Source organism: Devosia sp. 2618 (genome assembly GCF_040546815.1).
Lineage (GTDB): Bacteria > Pseudomonadota > Alphaproteobacteria > Rhizobiales > Devosiaceae > Devosia.
Genome location: NZ_JBEPOO010000001.1, coordinates 3905300 through 3918886 on the forward strand (window position 1 = coordinate 3905300; position 13587 = coordinate 3918886).

The 13587-nt window shown below is 60.5% G+C and carries 17 protein-coding genes and 1 pseudogene; 10 read left to right on the forward strand and 8 right to left on the reverse strand.

Features of this window, described 5'->3' with window-relative positions; all coding sequences use genetic code 11:
• The first annotated feature begins 25 nt into the window (after positions 1-25).
• The 6 genes from ABIE28_RS19310 (at position 26) to ABIE28_RS19335 (ending at position 5469) form a co-directional block, all read left to right on the forward strand.
• Positions 26-634, forward strand: a complete 609-nt coding sequence (locus tag ABIE28_RS19310; RefSeq protein WP_354065786.1) for a DedA family protein — start codon at positions 26-28, stop codon at positions 632-634.
• Between the two features lie 438 nt (positions 635-1072).
• Positions 1073-1363, forward strand: a complete 291-nt coding sequence (locus ABIE28_RS19315; RefSeq protein ID WP_354065788.1) for a YggT family protein — start codon at positions 1073-1075, stop codon at positions 1361-1363.
• A gap of 12 nt (positions 1364-1375) precedes the next feature.
• Positions 1376-1669, forward strand: coding sequence for a DUF167 family protein (locus ABIE28_RS19320; RefSeq protein WP_354065790.1), 294 nt, complete (start codon positions 1376-1378; stop codon positions 1667-1669).
• Positions 1670-1717: 48 nt separating this feature from the next.
• Positions 1718-2290, forward strand: coding sequence for a TetR/AcrR family transcriptional regulator (locus tag ABIE28_RS19325; RefSeq protein ID WP_354065792.1), 573 nt, complete (start codon positions 1718-1720; stop codon positions 2288-2290).
• 76 nt (positions 2291-2366) lie between these two features.
• Positions 2367-3152 (forward strand): SDR family NAD(P)-dependent oxidoreductase, encoded by a 786-nt coding sequence (locus tag ABIE28_RS19330; RefSeq protein ID WP_354065794.1) that lies wholly within the window; start codon positions 2367-2369, stop codon positions 3150-3152.
• Positions 3153-3324: 172 nt separating this feature from the next.
• A complete protein-coding gene (locus ABIE28_RS19335; protein ID WP_354065796.1) occupies positions 3325-5469 on the forward strand; it encodes a sodium-translocating pyrophosphatase in 2145 nt (714 codons plus the stop codon).
• A 130-nt stretch (positions 5470-5599) separates the two neighbouring features.
• Here the strand turns inward: ABIE28_RS19335 and ABIE28_RS19340 are convergent, their stop codons facing one another.
• From ABIE28_RS19340 to ABIE28_RS19345, 3 genes and pseudogenes are all read right to left on the reverse strand, one after another.
• Entirely contained in the window at positions 5600-6109 is a 510-nt protein-coding gene (locus ABIE28_RS19340) for a DUF8757 domain-containing protein (RefSeq protein ID WP_354065798.1), read from the reverse strand.
• A 24-nt stretch (positions 6110-6133) separates the two neighbouring features.
• Positions 6134-6382 (reverse strand): annotated as a pseudogene (locus tag ABIE28_RS21170) (DUF8758 domain-containing protein); the annotation flags it as partial.
• Complete coding sequence (locus ABIE28_RS19345; RefSeq protein WP_354065800.1) at positions 6306-6812, reverse strand: DUF488 domain-containing protein; 507 nt, start codon at positions 6810-6812, stop codon at positions 6306-6308. The pseudogene ABIE28_RS21170 and the gene ABIE28_RS19345, both read right to left, overlap by 77 nt.
• Positions 6813-7272: 460 nt before the next feature.
• Between ABIE28_RS19345 and ABIE28_RS19350 the strand changes: the two genes are divergently transcribed.
• Both ABIE28_RS19350 and ABIE28_RS19355 read left to right on the forward strand, forming a co-directional pair.
• Positions 7273-8079, forward strand: coding sequence for an ion transporter (locus ABIE28_RS19350; protein ID WP_354065802.1), 807 nt, complete (start codon positions 7273-7275; stop codon positions 8077-8079).
• A gap of 418 nt (positions 8080-8497) precedes the next feature.
• Complete coding sequence (locus ABIE28_RS19355) at positions 8498-9049, forward strand: dihydrofolate reductase family protein (RefSeq protein WP_354065804.1); 552 nt, start codon at positions 8498-8500, stop codon at positions 9047-9049.
• A 3-nt stretch (positions 9050-9052) separates the two neighbouring features.
• Here ABIE28_RS19355 and ABIE28_RS19360 read toward each other — a convergent pair whose 3' ends face one another.
• A complete protein-coding gene (locus ABIE28_RS19360) occupies positions 9053-9505 on the reverse strand; it encodes a MarR family winged helix-turn-helix transcriptional regulator (protein ID WP_354065806.1) in 453 nt (150 codons plus the stop codon).
• A 73-nt stretch (positions 9506-9578) separates the two neighbouring features.
• Here ABIE28_RS19360 and ABIE28_RS19365 point away from each other — a divergent pair, with 73 nt between their 5' ends.
• Positions 9579-10115, forward strand: a complete 537-nt coding sequence (locus ABIE28_RS19365) for a cytochrome b (RefSeq protein ID WP_354065808.1) — start codon at positions 9579-9581, stop codon at positions 10113-10115.
• Here the strand turns inward: ABIE28_RS19365 and ABIE28_RS19370 are convergent.
• The 3 genes from ABIE28_RS19370 to ppa form a co-directional block, all read right to left on the reverse strand.
• Positions 10112-10297, reverse strand: a complete 186-nt coding sequence (locus tag ABIE28_RS19370; protein WP_354065809.1) for a hypothetical protein — start codon at positions 10295-10297, stop codon at positions 10112-10114. The genes ABIE28_RS19365 and ABIE28_RS19370 overlap by 4 nt on opposite strands.
• 69 nt (positions 10298-10366) lie before the next feature.
• Positions 10367-11737, reverse strand: coding sequence for a serine hydrolase (locus tag ABIE28_RS19375; RefSeq protein ID WP_354065811.1), 1371 nt, complete (start codon positions 11735-11737; stop codon positions 10367-10369).
• 106 nt (positions 11738-11843) lie between these two features.
• On the reverse strand, positions 11844-12377 hold the full coding sequence (gene ppa / locus ABIE28_RS19380; protein WP_354065813.1) for an inorganic diphosphatase: 534 nt from the start codon (positions 12375-12377) through the stop codon (positions 11844-11846).
• Positions 12378-12522: 145 nt separating this feature from the next.
• Here ppa and ABIE28_RS19385 point away from each other — a divergent pair, with 145 nt between their 5' ends.
• A complete protein-coding gene (locus tag ABIE28_RS19385; protein ID WP_354065815.1) occupies positions 12523-13065 on the forward strand; it encodes a hypothetical protein in 543 nt (180 codons plus the stop codon).
• A gap of 12 nt (positions 13066-13077) precedes the next feature.
• Here ABIE28_RS19385 and ABIE28_RS19390 read toward each other — a convergent pair whose 3' ends face one another.
• A complete protein-coding gene (locus ABIE28_RS19390) occupies positions 13078-13518 on the reverse strand; it encodes a tellurite resistance TerB family protein (RefSeq protein WP_354065816.1) in 441 nt (146 codons plus the stop codon).
• Positions 13519-13587: the final 69 nt, after the last annotated feature.

Here is a 13587-nt window from a genome sequence, read left to right on the forward strand (position 1 = left end):
ACAAACGCACAAGGAGAATGACCGCATGACTGATTGGATTATCCAGACCATTTCCGAACTCGGCTATCTGGGTATCTTTCTCGTCATGCTGGCGGAATCGATTTTCCCCCCGATCCCGTCCGAGCTGATCATCCCGTTTGCCGGCTATGCCGCCGCCAATGGTGATCTCAACCTCTTCGGCGTGCTGGCTGCCGCCACCATCGGCGCCGTAGTGGGCATGTTGCCTTGGTATTATGCCGGTCGCCTGTTCGGGCTCGACCGTGTCCGCTACCTCGCCGACCGCTTTGGTCGCGTCATGGCTTTCAATGCCGACGAAATCGACCTGGCCGTCGGCTGGTTCACCCGTTTCGGGCCCATCATCGTGCTGTTCGGCCGCCTGATCCCGCTGATCCGCACGCTGATTTCCATTCCGGCAGGCCTGTCGCGCATGAGCCTGCCCGTGTTCCTCGCCGCCTCGACCACCGGCGCCCTGATCTGGAACATCTTCCTCACCATGGCCGGCTATATCCTTCACGAACACTACGAGATGATCGAAGTCGTGCTCGACCCGCTGAGCTATATCGTTCTGGGCTTGGTCATCGTGCTCTACCTGCTCAAGGTCGCGTTCTGGAAGCCGAGCAAGGCCAAGGTTTGATCGCCTCTTTTTCACCTCGCCCCTGAGGGGAGAGGTCGACGCGAAGCGGCGGGTGAGGGGTTCAATGCTGGTGGCGACACCGAGACTCCCACAAGCTCTGAACCCCTCACCCTGACCCTCTCCCCTCAGGGGAGAGGGGACGACGGAGCCGATGCTCGTCTCGCAAAATGCAACGCCCCTCGCATTCTGCGATGCAGCCCAGCCTCGCAAAACGCGAAAATTCACGACACCTTAATCTCTGCCGCCCGATTTCCGGCACACCCCCACTTGGCACGGCAGTTGCAATGATGTCGGTGTCCGGAGTTTGTATTGCGTCCCGGATGTCAGTCATTGGGGCCTCGTTCCGTGCGACCGGAGCGGGGCCCTCATGTCTATAGGCCGCCCTTGCCGCCGGGCGCGTCAGCCATTAGATAAATCAGCGCAAATAGGGAGACTGCAATGAAGGCCGTACTCGACGTGATCATGGTCATCCTCCAGCTCTATTGGTGGGTTCTGCTGATCATGATCATCATGAGCTGGCTGATCTCGTTCAATGTGATTAACACGCGCAACCAGTTCGTTGCCGCCGTGTGGCGCATCGTCAATCAGTTGACCGAGCCGCTGCTCAATCCGATCCGCCGGGTCATGCCGAATTTCTCGGGGCTCGATATTTCGCCGATCATCCTGTTCCTGGGAATCTTCTTTATCCAGCAGCTCATCGTGCGCTATGGCTATGCCTACATGCCTTAAGGTATTGGCAGCATGAGCGCCTGCTATGGGCTCAGCCCCACGGGGCTGAGCCTTTTTGTTCGGGTCACCCCCAATGCGGGCCGCGATGTCATCGAGGGCGTTGAAACCCGCGACGATGGCACTGCCGTGCTGCGGCTGCGCGTCAAGGCGGTGCCCGACAAGGGGAAGGCCAATGCGGCGGTGGTGGCGCTGCTGGCCAAGGCGCTGGGCGTGCCCAAATCGGCGGTCAGCGTCGTCAGCGGCGAAACCGCCCGGCTCAAAACCATCGCCATTGTCGGCGAACCGGATCTGACGATCTTACAGTGACGGCCGGGATCTCTTATATGATGGGTAGCATCATTGAGGAGCCTTGCCATGAAAGTGTCCCGCGAACAGGCCAGCAAGAACCGCGCCCATGTCGTTGACGTGGCCGGCGAGCAGTTCCGCGCGCATGGCTTTGACGGCATTGGCGTTGCCGATCTGATGAAGGCGGCCGGCCTCACCCATGGCGGGTTCTACGCCAATTTCGGCTCCAAGGATGATCTGGCGGCAGAGGCGGCGACCCATGCGCTGCTCCAGACCACCGAACGCCTCAAGGCGCGGGTGACCGACGCGCCGCAACCGCTCGATGATCTCGTCGATGTCTATCTGTCGGCCACCCATCGCGATGACCTTGCCGATGGCTGCGTGCTGGCGGCGCTGGCCAGCGATGCAGCGCGCGGCAGCGACAAGCTCAAGGCCAGCTTTGAGGGCGGGGTGGAAGGCTATCTCGACCTGCTGCTGCCAATGATGTCGGGCACAACCGAGGCCGACCGCCGCGAACAGGCCATGGGCGCGCTGTCGACGCTGATCGGTGGGCTGATCCTGTCGCGCACGGTGGTCACCCCGGAACTCTCAAAAGACCTGCTTGCAGCAGCTGGAAAAGCCGCCCGAACAAATTCGCGCTGAGACCTTGCCGTTATAAATTACGATCATCATATAAACAAAGCGGGACGCGAGCCCGCTCTGATTTATGGAGTGTATGATGACGTCCCCCCTTCTCCCCGGCACAGCATTGGTCACCGGCGCATCGTCCGGCATTGGCGCGGTCTATGCCGAAAAGCTGGCCCAGCGCGGCTATGATCTGGTGCTGGTTGGCCGCAACGCCGCCAACCTGACGCTGCTGGCCGAAAGCCTCACCGCCCAGACCGACCGTCGCGTCGATGTGCTGGTGGCCGATCTGGCCGATAGCGCCGGCATTGCTGCCGTCGAAGCGCGGTTGCGCGACGATGCGAGCCTGACGCTGTTGGTCAACAATGCCGGCCTTGCCGCCAACGGTCCGCTGACTGAAGTTGCTGCCGACGCCCTCACCGATATGCTGACCGTCAATGTCGTGGCGCTGACCCGGCTGGCCGCGGCCGCTGGGGCCGCCTTTTCTGCCCGCAAGCGCGGTGGCATCATCAATCTCGCCTCGGCCATGGCGTTCCTCGATACGCCGCGCACCGCCGCTTATGGCGCGTCCAAGGCCTATGTGCTCAATCTCACCCTGTCGCTCGATCTCGAACTGTCGCCAAACGGCGTGCAGGTGCAGGCCGTGTTGCCCGGCTATACGCGCACGCCGATGATTGCCGGTGGTGCCAATCTGCCGCCCGAAGCCGTCATGGAAACCGCCGATCTGGTCGATGCGGCCCTGACCGGGTTTGACCGCCGCGAACTCGTGACCATTCCCTCGCTCGAAGCGGTTTCGGCCTATGACACATGGGCCAGTGCGCGCACAGCGCTACAGCCATTCCTCTCGCTGGCCCGTCCGGCAGCCCGCTACGCCGCCTGAAACACCTCTGCCCCCTCCTGCGACAAAACAACGCATTTTCCATTGCTTAACCAGGCAATCGCGCTAATCTCGGCGCTGGAGGGGGCTCCGACGAGAGCAGCCCGCGACGGGTTGGAGGAGACCCGCCACGGTTTGCGTGGATCCCCTGGAGGCAATCTAGAGGGACTATTCTATGACTTTGGCACTTTGGCTGATCGTCGTGTGTGGCGGTCTGTCTATCGTTTATGGCGTGATCACCACGCGGCAATTGCTGGCGGCTGATGCCGGCTCGGCGCGGATGCAGGAGATTTCGGCGGCGGTGCGTGAGGGTGCATCGGCCTATCTCAAGCGGCAATACACCACGATCGCCATCGTGGGCGTCGTGATCCTGATCGCGGCCTATTTCCTGCTCGGCATTTATGCCGCCATCGGCTTCCTGCTCGGCGCGGTGCTGAGTGGCGCGGCCGGCTTTATCGGCATGAACGTGTCGGTGCGGGCCAATGTCCGCGTGGCACAGGCGGCCATCGGCTCGCTCGCCAGGGGGCTCGATCTGGCCTTCAAGTCGGGCGCGGTCACCGGCATGCTGGTGGCGGGGCTGGGCCTGCTCGGCGTCACGCTCTATTTCATCGTGCTGACCCAGTTCCTCGGCTTTGCCCCCACCAGCCGCACCGTGATCGATGCGCTGGTAGCGCTGTCGTTTGGCGCCTCGCTGATCTCGATCTTTGCCCGTCTCGGCGGCGGCATCTTCACCAAGGGTGCCGATGTCGGCGGCGATATGGTGGGCAAGGTCGAAGCCGGTATTCCCGAAGACGATCCGCGTAACCCGGCCACTATTGCCGATAACGTGGGCGACAATGTCGGCGACTGTGCCGGCATGGCGGCTGATCTGTTTGAAACCTATGTGGTCACCATCGTTGCCACCATGGTGCTGGCCGCCATCATCCTGCCCGAACAGTTCAAGCTGATCGGCATGGTGCTGCCGCTGGCCATTGGCGGCGCCTGCGTCGTCACCTCGATCATCGGCACCTATTTCGTCAAGCTCGGCGCCTCCAACAACATCATGGGCGCGCTCTACAAGGGCATTATCGCCACCGGCGTGCTGTCGCTGATCGTGCTGCTGCCGGTGCTGTGGCTGGTGTTTGGCGATCTCAATGTCGTCATTGCGGCCACCGACAAGACGTTTACCCCATGGAGCCTGTTCTGGTGCGGCGCAGCGGGTCTGGTGATTACCGGGCTGATCATCGTCATCACCGAATATTACACCGGCACCAATCGGCGCCCGGTCAATTCCATCGCCGAAGCCTCGGTCACCGGCCATGGCACCAACGTCATCCAGGGCCTCGCCGTCTCGCTGGAATCGACAGCCCTGCCGGCTCTGGTCATCATTGCCGGCATTATCGTCACCTATAATCTGGCGGGCCTGTTCGGCATCGCCTTTGCCGTGGCGACCATGCTGGCGCTTGCCGGTATCGTCGTGGCGCTCGACGCGTTCGGTCCCGTCACCGACAATGCCGGCGGCATTGCCGAAATGGCCGGGCTCGATGCATCGGTGCGGCACAATACCGACGCGCTCGACGCGGTGGGCAATACCACCAAGGCCGTCACCAAGGGCTATGCCATCGGTTCGGCGGGTCTGGGCGCATTGGTGCTGTTTGCCGCCTATACGCAGGACCTGATCTACTTTGCCAACCTGCCCGACGCTCCGGCCATCTTTAAGGGCATGGGCACGCTCACCTTCTCGCTGGCCGACCCTTATGTCGTGGTGGGTCTGCTGTTTGGTGGCCTGCTGCCGTTCCTCTTTGGTGGCATGTCGATGACCGCCGTGGGCCGCGCTGCCCAGTCAGTGGTGGTCGAGGTTCGTCGTCAGTTCAAGGCCGATCCCGGCATTATGGCCGGCACGTCCAAGCCCGACTATGCGCGGGCCGTCGATATGCTGACCAAGGCTGCCATTCGCGAAATGATCGTGCCTTCGCTGCTGCCGGTGCTGTCGCCCATCGTGGTGTTCTTCCTGATCAACTGGATCGCCGGTCCCGCCGCAGGCTTTTCGGCGCTCGGCGCCATGCTGATGGGCGTCATCGTCACCGGGCTGTTTGTCGCCATCTCGATGACCGCCGGCGGCGGCGCCTGGGATAACGCCAAAAAGAGCTTTGAAGATGGTTTCACCGACAGCCACGGCGTCGTCCACCACAAGGGCAGCGACGCCCACAAAGCCTCCGTCACCGGCGACACCGTCGGCGACCCCTACAAGGACACGGCAGGCCCTGCCGTGAACCCCATGATCAAGATCACCAATATCGTGGCGCTGCTGCTCTTGGCGGTATTGGCGCACCTCGGTTAACGCGGCATCCCTTCCTTCACCTCTCCCTTCGGGGGAGAGGTCGGCGCGCAGCGCCGGGTGAGGGGGCCTTGGTCGGTCGAAAAACAAGAAGGCCCGGAGCAAACTCCGGGCCTTTCTTCAATTCAACAGATCAAAAATTAAAAGCCTCTTGCTCAGTTGCATCCACTCTCAGAACGCCAAGTAGCTGCCACGTTTGGGGTCTTTTAGCCTGATTTCCGACCGCGAATAACATCCCACGCTGCGGGTACTCCACATTGAATGTGTGGTCCATCCAATCGAGTACCTCCGCTTCTGACATGCCGCGTTTCCGGCCAGCAAAATACATAGCGTGCGCTTCCCAATCACCGTTTGAAAAGTTGTGCGCGCTGTCTGCGTCTTGGAATTTGAACCGAAATTCGTACGGTGTTGGTTCGAGGGCCGCTAGGTCTTCGTCGAAGAAAGAAGTCTGAGCAGCCGCAAGTTTGTAAGATGCGCGCTCTTCTTCCAGTTGATCGACGGTCTTCTTCTTATAGATAAATTTTGGAAGTTTCGGGCGGACCAGCGCTAACGAATTACCTCTCGCCGCCGCCTGCTCGACCGAAGGCATAACAAGTGGATTTAATAGCTTGGAGCGTTCCGACTTAGGCATCTCTTTGCCCACAGAAATGCTGTCCTCATATACGCGACAGCTCTCGCGCCTATTGTCGTGAGGTGGAGGTCCATAGCTGAAATCTACAAAATCCCATCTCTTGAACGCATTTCCTTCTTTCAGATGTCTAAACCGAACTGGGTATAGTCGCTTAAAATAGCCTTCGGGAGTTACACCAGCGCAACAGACCGTCTCGCCGTGCTTGGCGCTACGCTGCGGCAACGCCTTCACGAGTATGGTAACTCGGCATTTTTGCAGCGTTCCGGATGTATCGCTGGGGATCATCTGCAAACAAATGAAGAGTTTCGAAATCTTGCATAGCTTGCGCAACCAGCGATCGGTGGCATGTTTTTGGATCGCGTTCGAAGCATAGCAAGCACGTAGGCTTTTCTCCAGCAGCAACTACCAAAAGCTCAAGTGCCGCCCTTGCGGCAGTTGAATTTAGATGAGTTGAGTATATCGAACGAAATTCATCAAACAAGCCAGCTCGAGCTGCTTCTCTGCCTGGCTTTGGATCGCCAAGATCGACGTAGTGAATGTATTCAATACCTTCGGCTTCGAGCCTCGCTGAAAGCGATTTTTTGGAGAAACCCTTTTTCCGGGAGAGGGCGATCGCTCTGACATCAGCAAGCCGGCGCACGCCCACTGCTTTGAGGGTCGCAACGAACTGATCTATGTCGGTTCCTTCGTATCCCACAGTGTAAACGACGCTCATAATAGTCCCCAGTACTGTACTTCTGTAGGCGGCCCGAAGGCGCAAAAAATCTGCAAATCAAAATTTGACAAGCGAACGTAAGAAAGTGGTCTCATAAAAGAAACCTCTGTTACTGGTGCATATGCAAATTGCATAAGAATGGAACATCTATGCCACTGCTACGTGCCAAGCCAGTGCCTCACGTGGGCTTGGCCGCTCGGGCCGCAACATCCAGACCGTGGATGACCTTCAGCATGGATTCCGGCCTGCGCCGGAATGACCCGGTGGGGAAATGGACCTTAGGAGTTCACCTCAGGGCGCTCCATTGGAGCGATTTGCCCTGCGGAATGGCTGCAAGCCCGCAACGGGGCGACGGGAGCCCGTGGTTTGCTCCAGAACCTCCCCACCCCCCCAAAAACACGCCGGTTGACGAATCCCCTGCTTTGCCCTTTGCCTCCCCGCAACAGCAGGGGGCCGGTCTATGCGTCAGAAACTCGTGGGAATCTTGAGTTCAAGCCAGTGGGAGCGGGTGATCATTGGGGTGATCCTGGTCAATTCCATCGTGCTGGGGCTTGAGACCGATGCGGGGATGGTGGCGCGGTTCGGGCCGTTGCTGAAGGCGCTGGATATGGCGATCCTGGGCATTTTCGTCGTCGAGATCACCCTGCGCATCTATGCCTTCGGGCCGCGCTTCTTCCGCGATCCGTGGAGCCTGTTTGATCTCAGCATTGTGGTCGTGGCGCTCATTCCCGCCTCGGGGCCGTTCCAGGTGCTGCGCGCCTTGCGGATTTTGCGCATCCTGCGGCTGATTTCGGTGATGCCGTCGCTGCGCCGGGTGGTGGGCGGGTTGATCGCCGCGCTGCCGGGCATGGGCTCGATCATGGTGTTGATGCTGATGCTGTTTTACGTGGCGGCGGTGATGGCCACGAACCTGTTTGGCGCCAGCCATCCGGACTGGTTCGGCAGTCTTTCAGCCTCGTTTTATACGCTGTTCCAGATGATGACGCTCGATTCCTGGTCGTCGGGGATCGTGCGGCCGATCATGGAAACCTATCCGTTGGCCTGGCTGTTTTTCATCCCGTTCCTGCTGCTCTCGACCTATGCGGTGCTCAACCTGTTTATCGGTGTCATCGTTTCGGCCATGCAGGAGGAGACCGAGGCCACAGCTTCCGCCGACCGGCAGGCGCTGCAGAATGAAAGTGCGCTGGTGCTGGGCGAGCTCAAGGCGTTGCGCGGCGATGTTGCGGCGCTGCGGGCGCAGCTGGAGCAGCCGCCGCGCCAGAACTAAAATACGATCTTATCCTCGCGGGCAAAAGCTGCTCCATACTGGCCCCCATCTTTCCGGGATACGAGCGGCGCTGCAGCGACCGGTGTCCGGCAAGACTGCCGGGAGGGGGAAGGTCGCGCTTCGCCCTGGGCTGTGTGGATGCGCGTTGGGGCATGGGCTACGGCCGATGCCCGGCGGCAATCCGCCTTCCGAGTAAAGACCCGGCGCCCCGAGGCGGTTTGCGTCTCACTTTTTTATCTTACCAGAGGCGAAAGCCGCCTCGGGGCTCCGCTCGTTGTCACCCGGAAGCCATTGGCTCACCGGGCATTCAGCATGGGCGAAACAAAATTGTTGCGCCGCAATGTCGAACACTTCCCCTGCCATTCGTCGTGTTGTCAGATGGCCCGCGCGCCGCGGTCGAAATATTTGGGAGAAGCCTATGCGTAATGTCACAGCCGGACTGTTCTATTCGATTGATGGCGTTGCCGAAGCGCCCAACGAGTTTCAATACGACAGTTTTGACGCCGAATTGGGTGCGCTGCTCGGCGCCACCATGGCCGATGTCGATACGGTGCTGATGGGCCGCGTCGGTTATGAGCAGTGGGCGAGCTATTGGCCCAATGCCACCCAGGACGGCGATTTCGCGGGCTTCATCAATAATGTGCCCAAATTTGTCGCCTCCGACACGCTGAGCGGGCCACTGGCCTGGAGCAATGCCACTTTGATCGATGGTGATCTGACCAGCTTTGTGACCGATCTCAAGGCGCAGCAGGGCGGCACGATTGCGGCCATGGGCGGCATGTCGCTGGTGCGCCAATTGCTGCTGGCCGGGCTGATGGATGAGATGACGCTGATCATTCACCCTGTGATTGGCGGCAGGGGACGGCACCTGTTCCTGCCCGATGATCCGCGCACCCGGCTGGTGCTCAAATCCAGCCAGCAGACCAGCAAGGGCAATATCGTGGCCACCTACGCCAAGCGCCCCGACTGAGGTCTAGCGGTGGTGGGCGGCGTCCTCATGGGACTGCAACCCGTCGATCACGCGCTGCATCAGGCGCAAGAACTGGGCGCGCTCGCCAAGCTGTAGCGGGGCGAGCGCCAGAGCGTTGATGCCGGCCACGACCGCCTCGACCGTTGCCACCTTGCCCAGGGCCAGCGGCGTCAGCGCCACCAGCGCGCTGCGCTTGTCCTCGGGCGCGGTGCGGCGGGTTATCATGCCGTCGCGTTCCATGCGCTTGAGGGTTGCGGCCATGGTGGGTTGTTCGACGGCGGCGCGATGCGCCAGCTCTTTTTGTGTCATGCTGCTGCCATCGGCCAGGGCAAAGATTACCGGCATATAGGCGGGCGCAATGCCACTCGGCGTCAGGCGCCGCTCCAGTTGGTGGGTGAACAGGCGGGCCGCCCAGTTGGTCATGTAGCCGGCGGAAGTCTCGCGCGTCAGGGCCATATACATAGCTTGCTATTTAAATAGATAGTGTGCTATTTATATGACTTCGGAAGCTGTACCGCAAGGAGTCGCCATGTCGCTCAAAAGCAGTTCAACCCGTTATGGTAGCGTCGCCATCACCATCCACTGGCTGACCGCTTTGGCGATCCTGGGCATGTTGATCAGCGGGCTGTCCGCCGGCAATACGAGTGATCCACAGACCGAATTTGCGCTGCTACGCGGCCATGCCGTGATGGGCAGCGTGATCGGGGTGCTGACGCTGTTCCGCATCATCTGGTGGGTGTTTATCGACCGCCGCCCCGCCGATCAGGTGGGCATGTCGCGCGCACAGGCGCTGGCGTCCCATGTGGTGCATTACGGGCTTTACGTGGTCGTTTTGGTGCTGGTGTCGAGCGGTCTTGCCACGGTGATTTCGACCGGAGCCAATCTGCAGCTGTTTGGCGCAGCGCCGTTGCCGCTGCCCAATTTTGAGCTGGCGCCGCCCTTCACGGTCCATGCCATTCTGGCCTGGCTGCTGATCGTGTTGTTGATCGGCCATATCGGCGCGGCGCTTTATCACCAGTTCGTCAAGCGGGATCGCCTGCTGGCCCGCATGGGATGGGGTCGCTAATTCTGGTGGCGATAGGTCCACCACAGTGTGGCGATCCCCGCCAGACCGACCAAGATGCCGATATAGAGCCACTGGCTCTGCCCGGACATGGCGCTGCCCGCCATCACATTGGCGCCCTGCAGGGTCCACAGCACGCCAAAGCCCAGCAGGACGAGGCCGACGATCATCAGCAAGATTTTCATGATCACTCTCCCGAGTTGAAAGGAGAGGCTGCGCCCGGTCAGGCCCGGGCGCAAATCACGAAAGCGGTGTCAGCGCTTGCTGCCGGGAATGTCGAGACCGTTCTGATGCAGCACAAGGCCGGTGGCCGCGCCATCGGGGCCTGTCTCGAAGGTCAGCTGCGCATCGACCACCTTGTAGAAAAATTCGGTGTCGCTTTCGGGGAAGACTTCAAACGGGTCCTGCCCGGTCAGCTGGGCAAACAGCTTGTTATCCTCAGTGGTGATTTCCATGGTAAATTCGGGGCCAAGCACATAAGTGCCGGCATAGTTCTGGAGCAGCGCCGGATCGATTTCGACGGCGACGCGCGGCGCCGGGATTTGCGCCATCGGCAGGCTTGGGTCGAGGATGTGCATGCCGATATCCTCGATGCCGAAATTGCCCGAGACGTTGGACAAAACGACCACGGCATTTTTGCTGGCCGGGTCATAGCCGGTGAAGCTGCGATAGCCGTTGGTTTGGCCGTTGTGCCAGATGATGGCATCGTCGCCGCCCTGCGCGATGATCCAGCCCAGTCCGATCTTGCCGCCGGGGCTATCGGTGGGACGCGTACGTTCCAGCATTTTGGCAAAGGCGGGCGCGAGGTCGGTCTGGGTGGCGCCGCTGGCGGCGGCGATGAATTTACCCAGATCGGCGGCCGAGCTGCGGATCGCCCCGGTCGGCGCAAAGACATCAAAATCCCAGTTGCTGACGGCATTGCGCTCGGCGTCGTGGCCCGGTGTCAGCCGATCCTCCAGACCGGGTGGCGTGCCGACCGCTGACTCCGTCATGCCGAGGGGCGCAAATATCCGCTGCTCCACCAGTTCGGCATAAGGCTTGCCGGTCACATGCTCCAGCGCTTGCCCAAGCAGGCCAAAGCCGAGATTGGAATACTGGAACTTCTCCCCGATCGGCCGGGTCAGCTTATAATCGGCCAGAAAGGCATAGAGTGCCTTGGCGTCATAGTTTTTGTAGGGGTTGTCGAGACTGTCGGGCAGGTCGGTGGGAATGGCGGGCAGACCCGAACTATGGGTGGCCAGATCAAATGCGGTGATCTGCTTGCCGTCGTATTCGGGCAGCACGGTGCCTTCGGGCAGATACTGCACGATGGGCGCATCGAGGTCGACGCTGCCATCAAGCGCCAGTTGCGCCAGAATGAGGGTGGTAAAAAGCTTGGTGATCGAGCCCGCTTCAAAAATGGTGTGCTCGTCGATCTTGCGGGGATCGTCCAGCCCAAAGCTGCCGCTTGAGACAAAGCGGGTCTGGCCGTTTTCGATAATGGCGGTGGCAATGCCGACGCTCTGCTCATCGCGGACGATGCGGTCGTCCAAAATCTGCTGGATGGTGGCGTCGTCGAGGCGGTCCTGAGCGTGGGTCATGGTGGGGACCATCAGCAGGGCCAGGGCGGCAAGGGCGAATCTCATAAGGCCTCCGTCATCGGTTGGCCGATCGTGGCGGCCCGATGCGGCGAGGATGAGGCAGGCGCCGCGCGCTGCCCGGATGAACGGGCAGGGCGCGACGCAGATTGGCTTACTTGGACTTGTTGTGCAGTTCGATGGAGTCGAGAATCACCTTCTTGGCGTCCTCATAGCCGCCGACATGGGAAATCTTGGCCCACTTGCCGGGCTCGAGATCCTTGTAGTGGGTGAAGAAGTGCTTGACGCGTTCGACCTGGATTTCCTGCATGTCGCCGATGTCCTTGATGGCATCATACATGCGGGTCAGCTTCTGGACGGGCACGGCAAGGATCTTTTCGTCCTGGCCACCATCGTCTTCCATAAACAGCACGCCGACCGGGCGGCAGCGCACCACGGCGCCGGGCACCAGTGGACGCGAGTTCATCACGATGACGTCGAGCGGGTCGCCGTCGCCGCACAGCGTATGGGGCACGAAGCCGTAATTGCCGGGGTAACGCATCGGCGTATAGAGGAAGCGGTCGACGAAAAGCGCGCCCGATGCCTTGTCGATTTCGTACTTGATCGGCTCGCCGCCCATCGGAACTTCGATGATGACATTGAGGTCGTCGGGTGGGTTCTTACCGGTTGGGATGGCGTCGATGTTCATTTTGGCTGTAAATCTCGTTCATCGGGGGAGACGATAAAGTGGCTGCGTTGTGCCCAACACCGGCCGCAAAGGCAAGCCAGTTTCCCATTTTGCTGCCGATCTGGCTTTGCGATCAGAACGGTTCACCCTTGCGGAGAAATGCCGGATGAAACTGTTGCTCGCCGCTTCCATCGCCGTTCTTGGCCTCGCGACCCCCGCCTATGCCGCCTTTAACAGCGCCTATACCGACATCAATCTCGATGAGTGCCTGGTGCTCGACGCCGACGATTTCGGCGTCGTCTGGGCCTGTCCGGGCTATAAGGGCTATCCCCTGATGGTGACCGAAGGCGACCTGCGCTACTCGCTGATCTATGGTTTTGGCGCCAAAATGGGCGATGGCCAGACGCTGTCGCCGTTCAACACTATCGGGGCAAAGCTGGAATGGCGGCTGTCCAATGCGCTGGGCCGCTGGATGCCGGTGGCGACCATTGTGCGCTATCACACCGCCGATCCTGAAACGGGCGAGGACAAGGGGAAGGTGCTGGTCGTCACGCAACTGGTCGAGGGCAATACCTGCCACATCGCCTATGTGGACGCGGTAGCCAATGCCGATGCCAATGTGCTGGCGCGCGAGGCGGCCGATAAATCCGGCACGTTCGACTGCGACAAGGACGAGATCGAAACGATTGGAAAATTCACCGCCTGGTAGCAGCGGGGCGGATCAGGCCTTTTCGGCCTTGCCGATCTGATTGCGCAAAATGGTGCGGTCACGGCTCGAGACGCCAATCAGTTCGGCAATGCGCCAGACCAGATTGTCTTCAAGCTCGTGATTGTTCTTGTCGGCAAACACCACCAGCCACATCATGCGGATGATTTCGATACGGTCATCCATTTCGAGCTGGGTGATCGACGAGGTGAATTTGTAAAAATCCACCGCCTCGGCATCGCGCAGCGCCGCTTCCTTGATCAGCTTGTCCACGGACGGCTCGTCCATGTCATAATGATCCATCAGCGCGGTTTTGATCGCCTGGCGTTCTTCATCCTTCATCTGCCCGTCGACGGCGGCCAGATGCACCAGCAGCGCAGCGACGGCCAGCTTGGGGTCGTTGTTGGACAGGGCGGTTTCTGGCTTGTTGAACAGGCGGGTAATGGCCTCGAACATGGCGCAAGCCTCCTTGCTGGAGCGGGTTGAACGGCGATGAGGTGCACGCCGGAAGGCAAGCCATCCAGC

What these genes read in the sequence shown, in the direction of transcription:
- ABIE28_RS19310 (WP_354065786.1), top strand. Translation starts at nt 26, where the DNA reads ATGACTGATTGGATTATCCAGACCATTTCCGAACTCGGCTATCTGGGT.
- ABIE28_RS19315 (WP_354065788.1), top strand. Translation starts at nt 1,073, where the DNA reads ATGAAGGCCGTACTCGACGTGATCATGGTCATCCTCCAGCTCTATTGG.
- ABIE28_RS19320 (WP_354065790.1), top strand. Translation starts at nt 1,376, where the DNA reads ATGAGCGCCTGCTATGGGCTCAGCCCCACGGGGCTGAGCCTTTTTGTT.
- ABIE28_RS19325 (WP_354065792.1), top strand. Translation starts at nt 1,718, where the DNA reads ATGAAAGTGTCCCGCGAACAGGCCAGCAAGAACCGCGCCCATGTCGTT.
- ABIE28_RS19330 (WP_354065794.1), top strand. Translation starts at nt 2,367, where the DNA reads ATGACGTCCCCCCTTCTCCCCGGCACAGCATTGGTCACCGGCGCATCG.
- ABIE28_RS19335 (WP_354065796.1), top strand. Translation starts at nt 3,325, where the DNA reads ATGACTTTGGCACTTTGGCTGATCGTCGTGTGTGGCGGTCTGTCTATC.
- ABIE28_RS19345 (WP_354065800.1), bottom strand. Translation starts at nt 6,812, where the DNA reads ATGAGCGTCGTTTACACTGTGGGATACGAAGGAACCGACATAGATCAG.
- ABIE28_RS19350 (WP_354065802.1), top strand. Translation starts at nt 7,273, where the DNA reads ATGCGTCAGAAACTCGTGGGAATCTTGAGTTCAAGCCAGTGGGAGCGG.
- ABIE28_RS19355 (WP_354065804.1), top strand. Translation starts at nt 8,498, where the DNA reads ATGCGTAATGTCACAGCCGGACTGTTCTATTCGATTGATGGCGTTGCC.
- ABIE28_RS19360 (WP_354065806.1), bottom strand. Translation starts at nt 9,505, where the DNA reads ATGGCCCTGACGCGCGAGACTTCCGCCGGCTACATGACCAACTGGGCG.
- ABIE28_RS19365 (WP_354065808.1), top strand. Translation starts at nt 9,579, where the DNA reads ATGTCGCTCAAAAGCAGTTCAACCCGTTATGGTAGCGTCGCCATCACC.
- ABIE28_RS19370 (WP_354065809.1), bottom strand. Translation starts at nt 10,297, where the DNA reads ATGAAAATCTTGCTGATGATCGTCGGCCTCGTCCTGCTGGGCTTTGGC.
- ABIE28_RS19375 (WP_354065811.1), bottom strand. Translation starts at nt 11,737, where the DNA reads ATGAGATTCGCCCTTGCCGCCCTGGCCCTGCTGATGGTCCCCACCATG.
- ppa (WP_354065813.1), bottom strand. Translation starts at nt 12,377, where the DNA reads ATGAACATCGACGCCATCCCAACCGGTAAGAACCCACCCGACGACCTC.
- ABIE28_RS19385 (WP_354065815.1), top strand. Translation starts at nt 12,523, where the DNA reads ATGAAACTGTTGCTCGCCGCTTCCATCGCCGTTCTTGGCCTCGCGACC.
- ABIE28_RS19390 (WP_354065816.1), bottom strand. Translation starts at nt 13,518, where the DNA reads ATGTTCGAGGCCATTACCCGCCTGTTCAACAAGCCAGAAACCGCCCTG.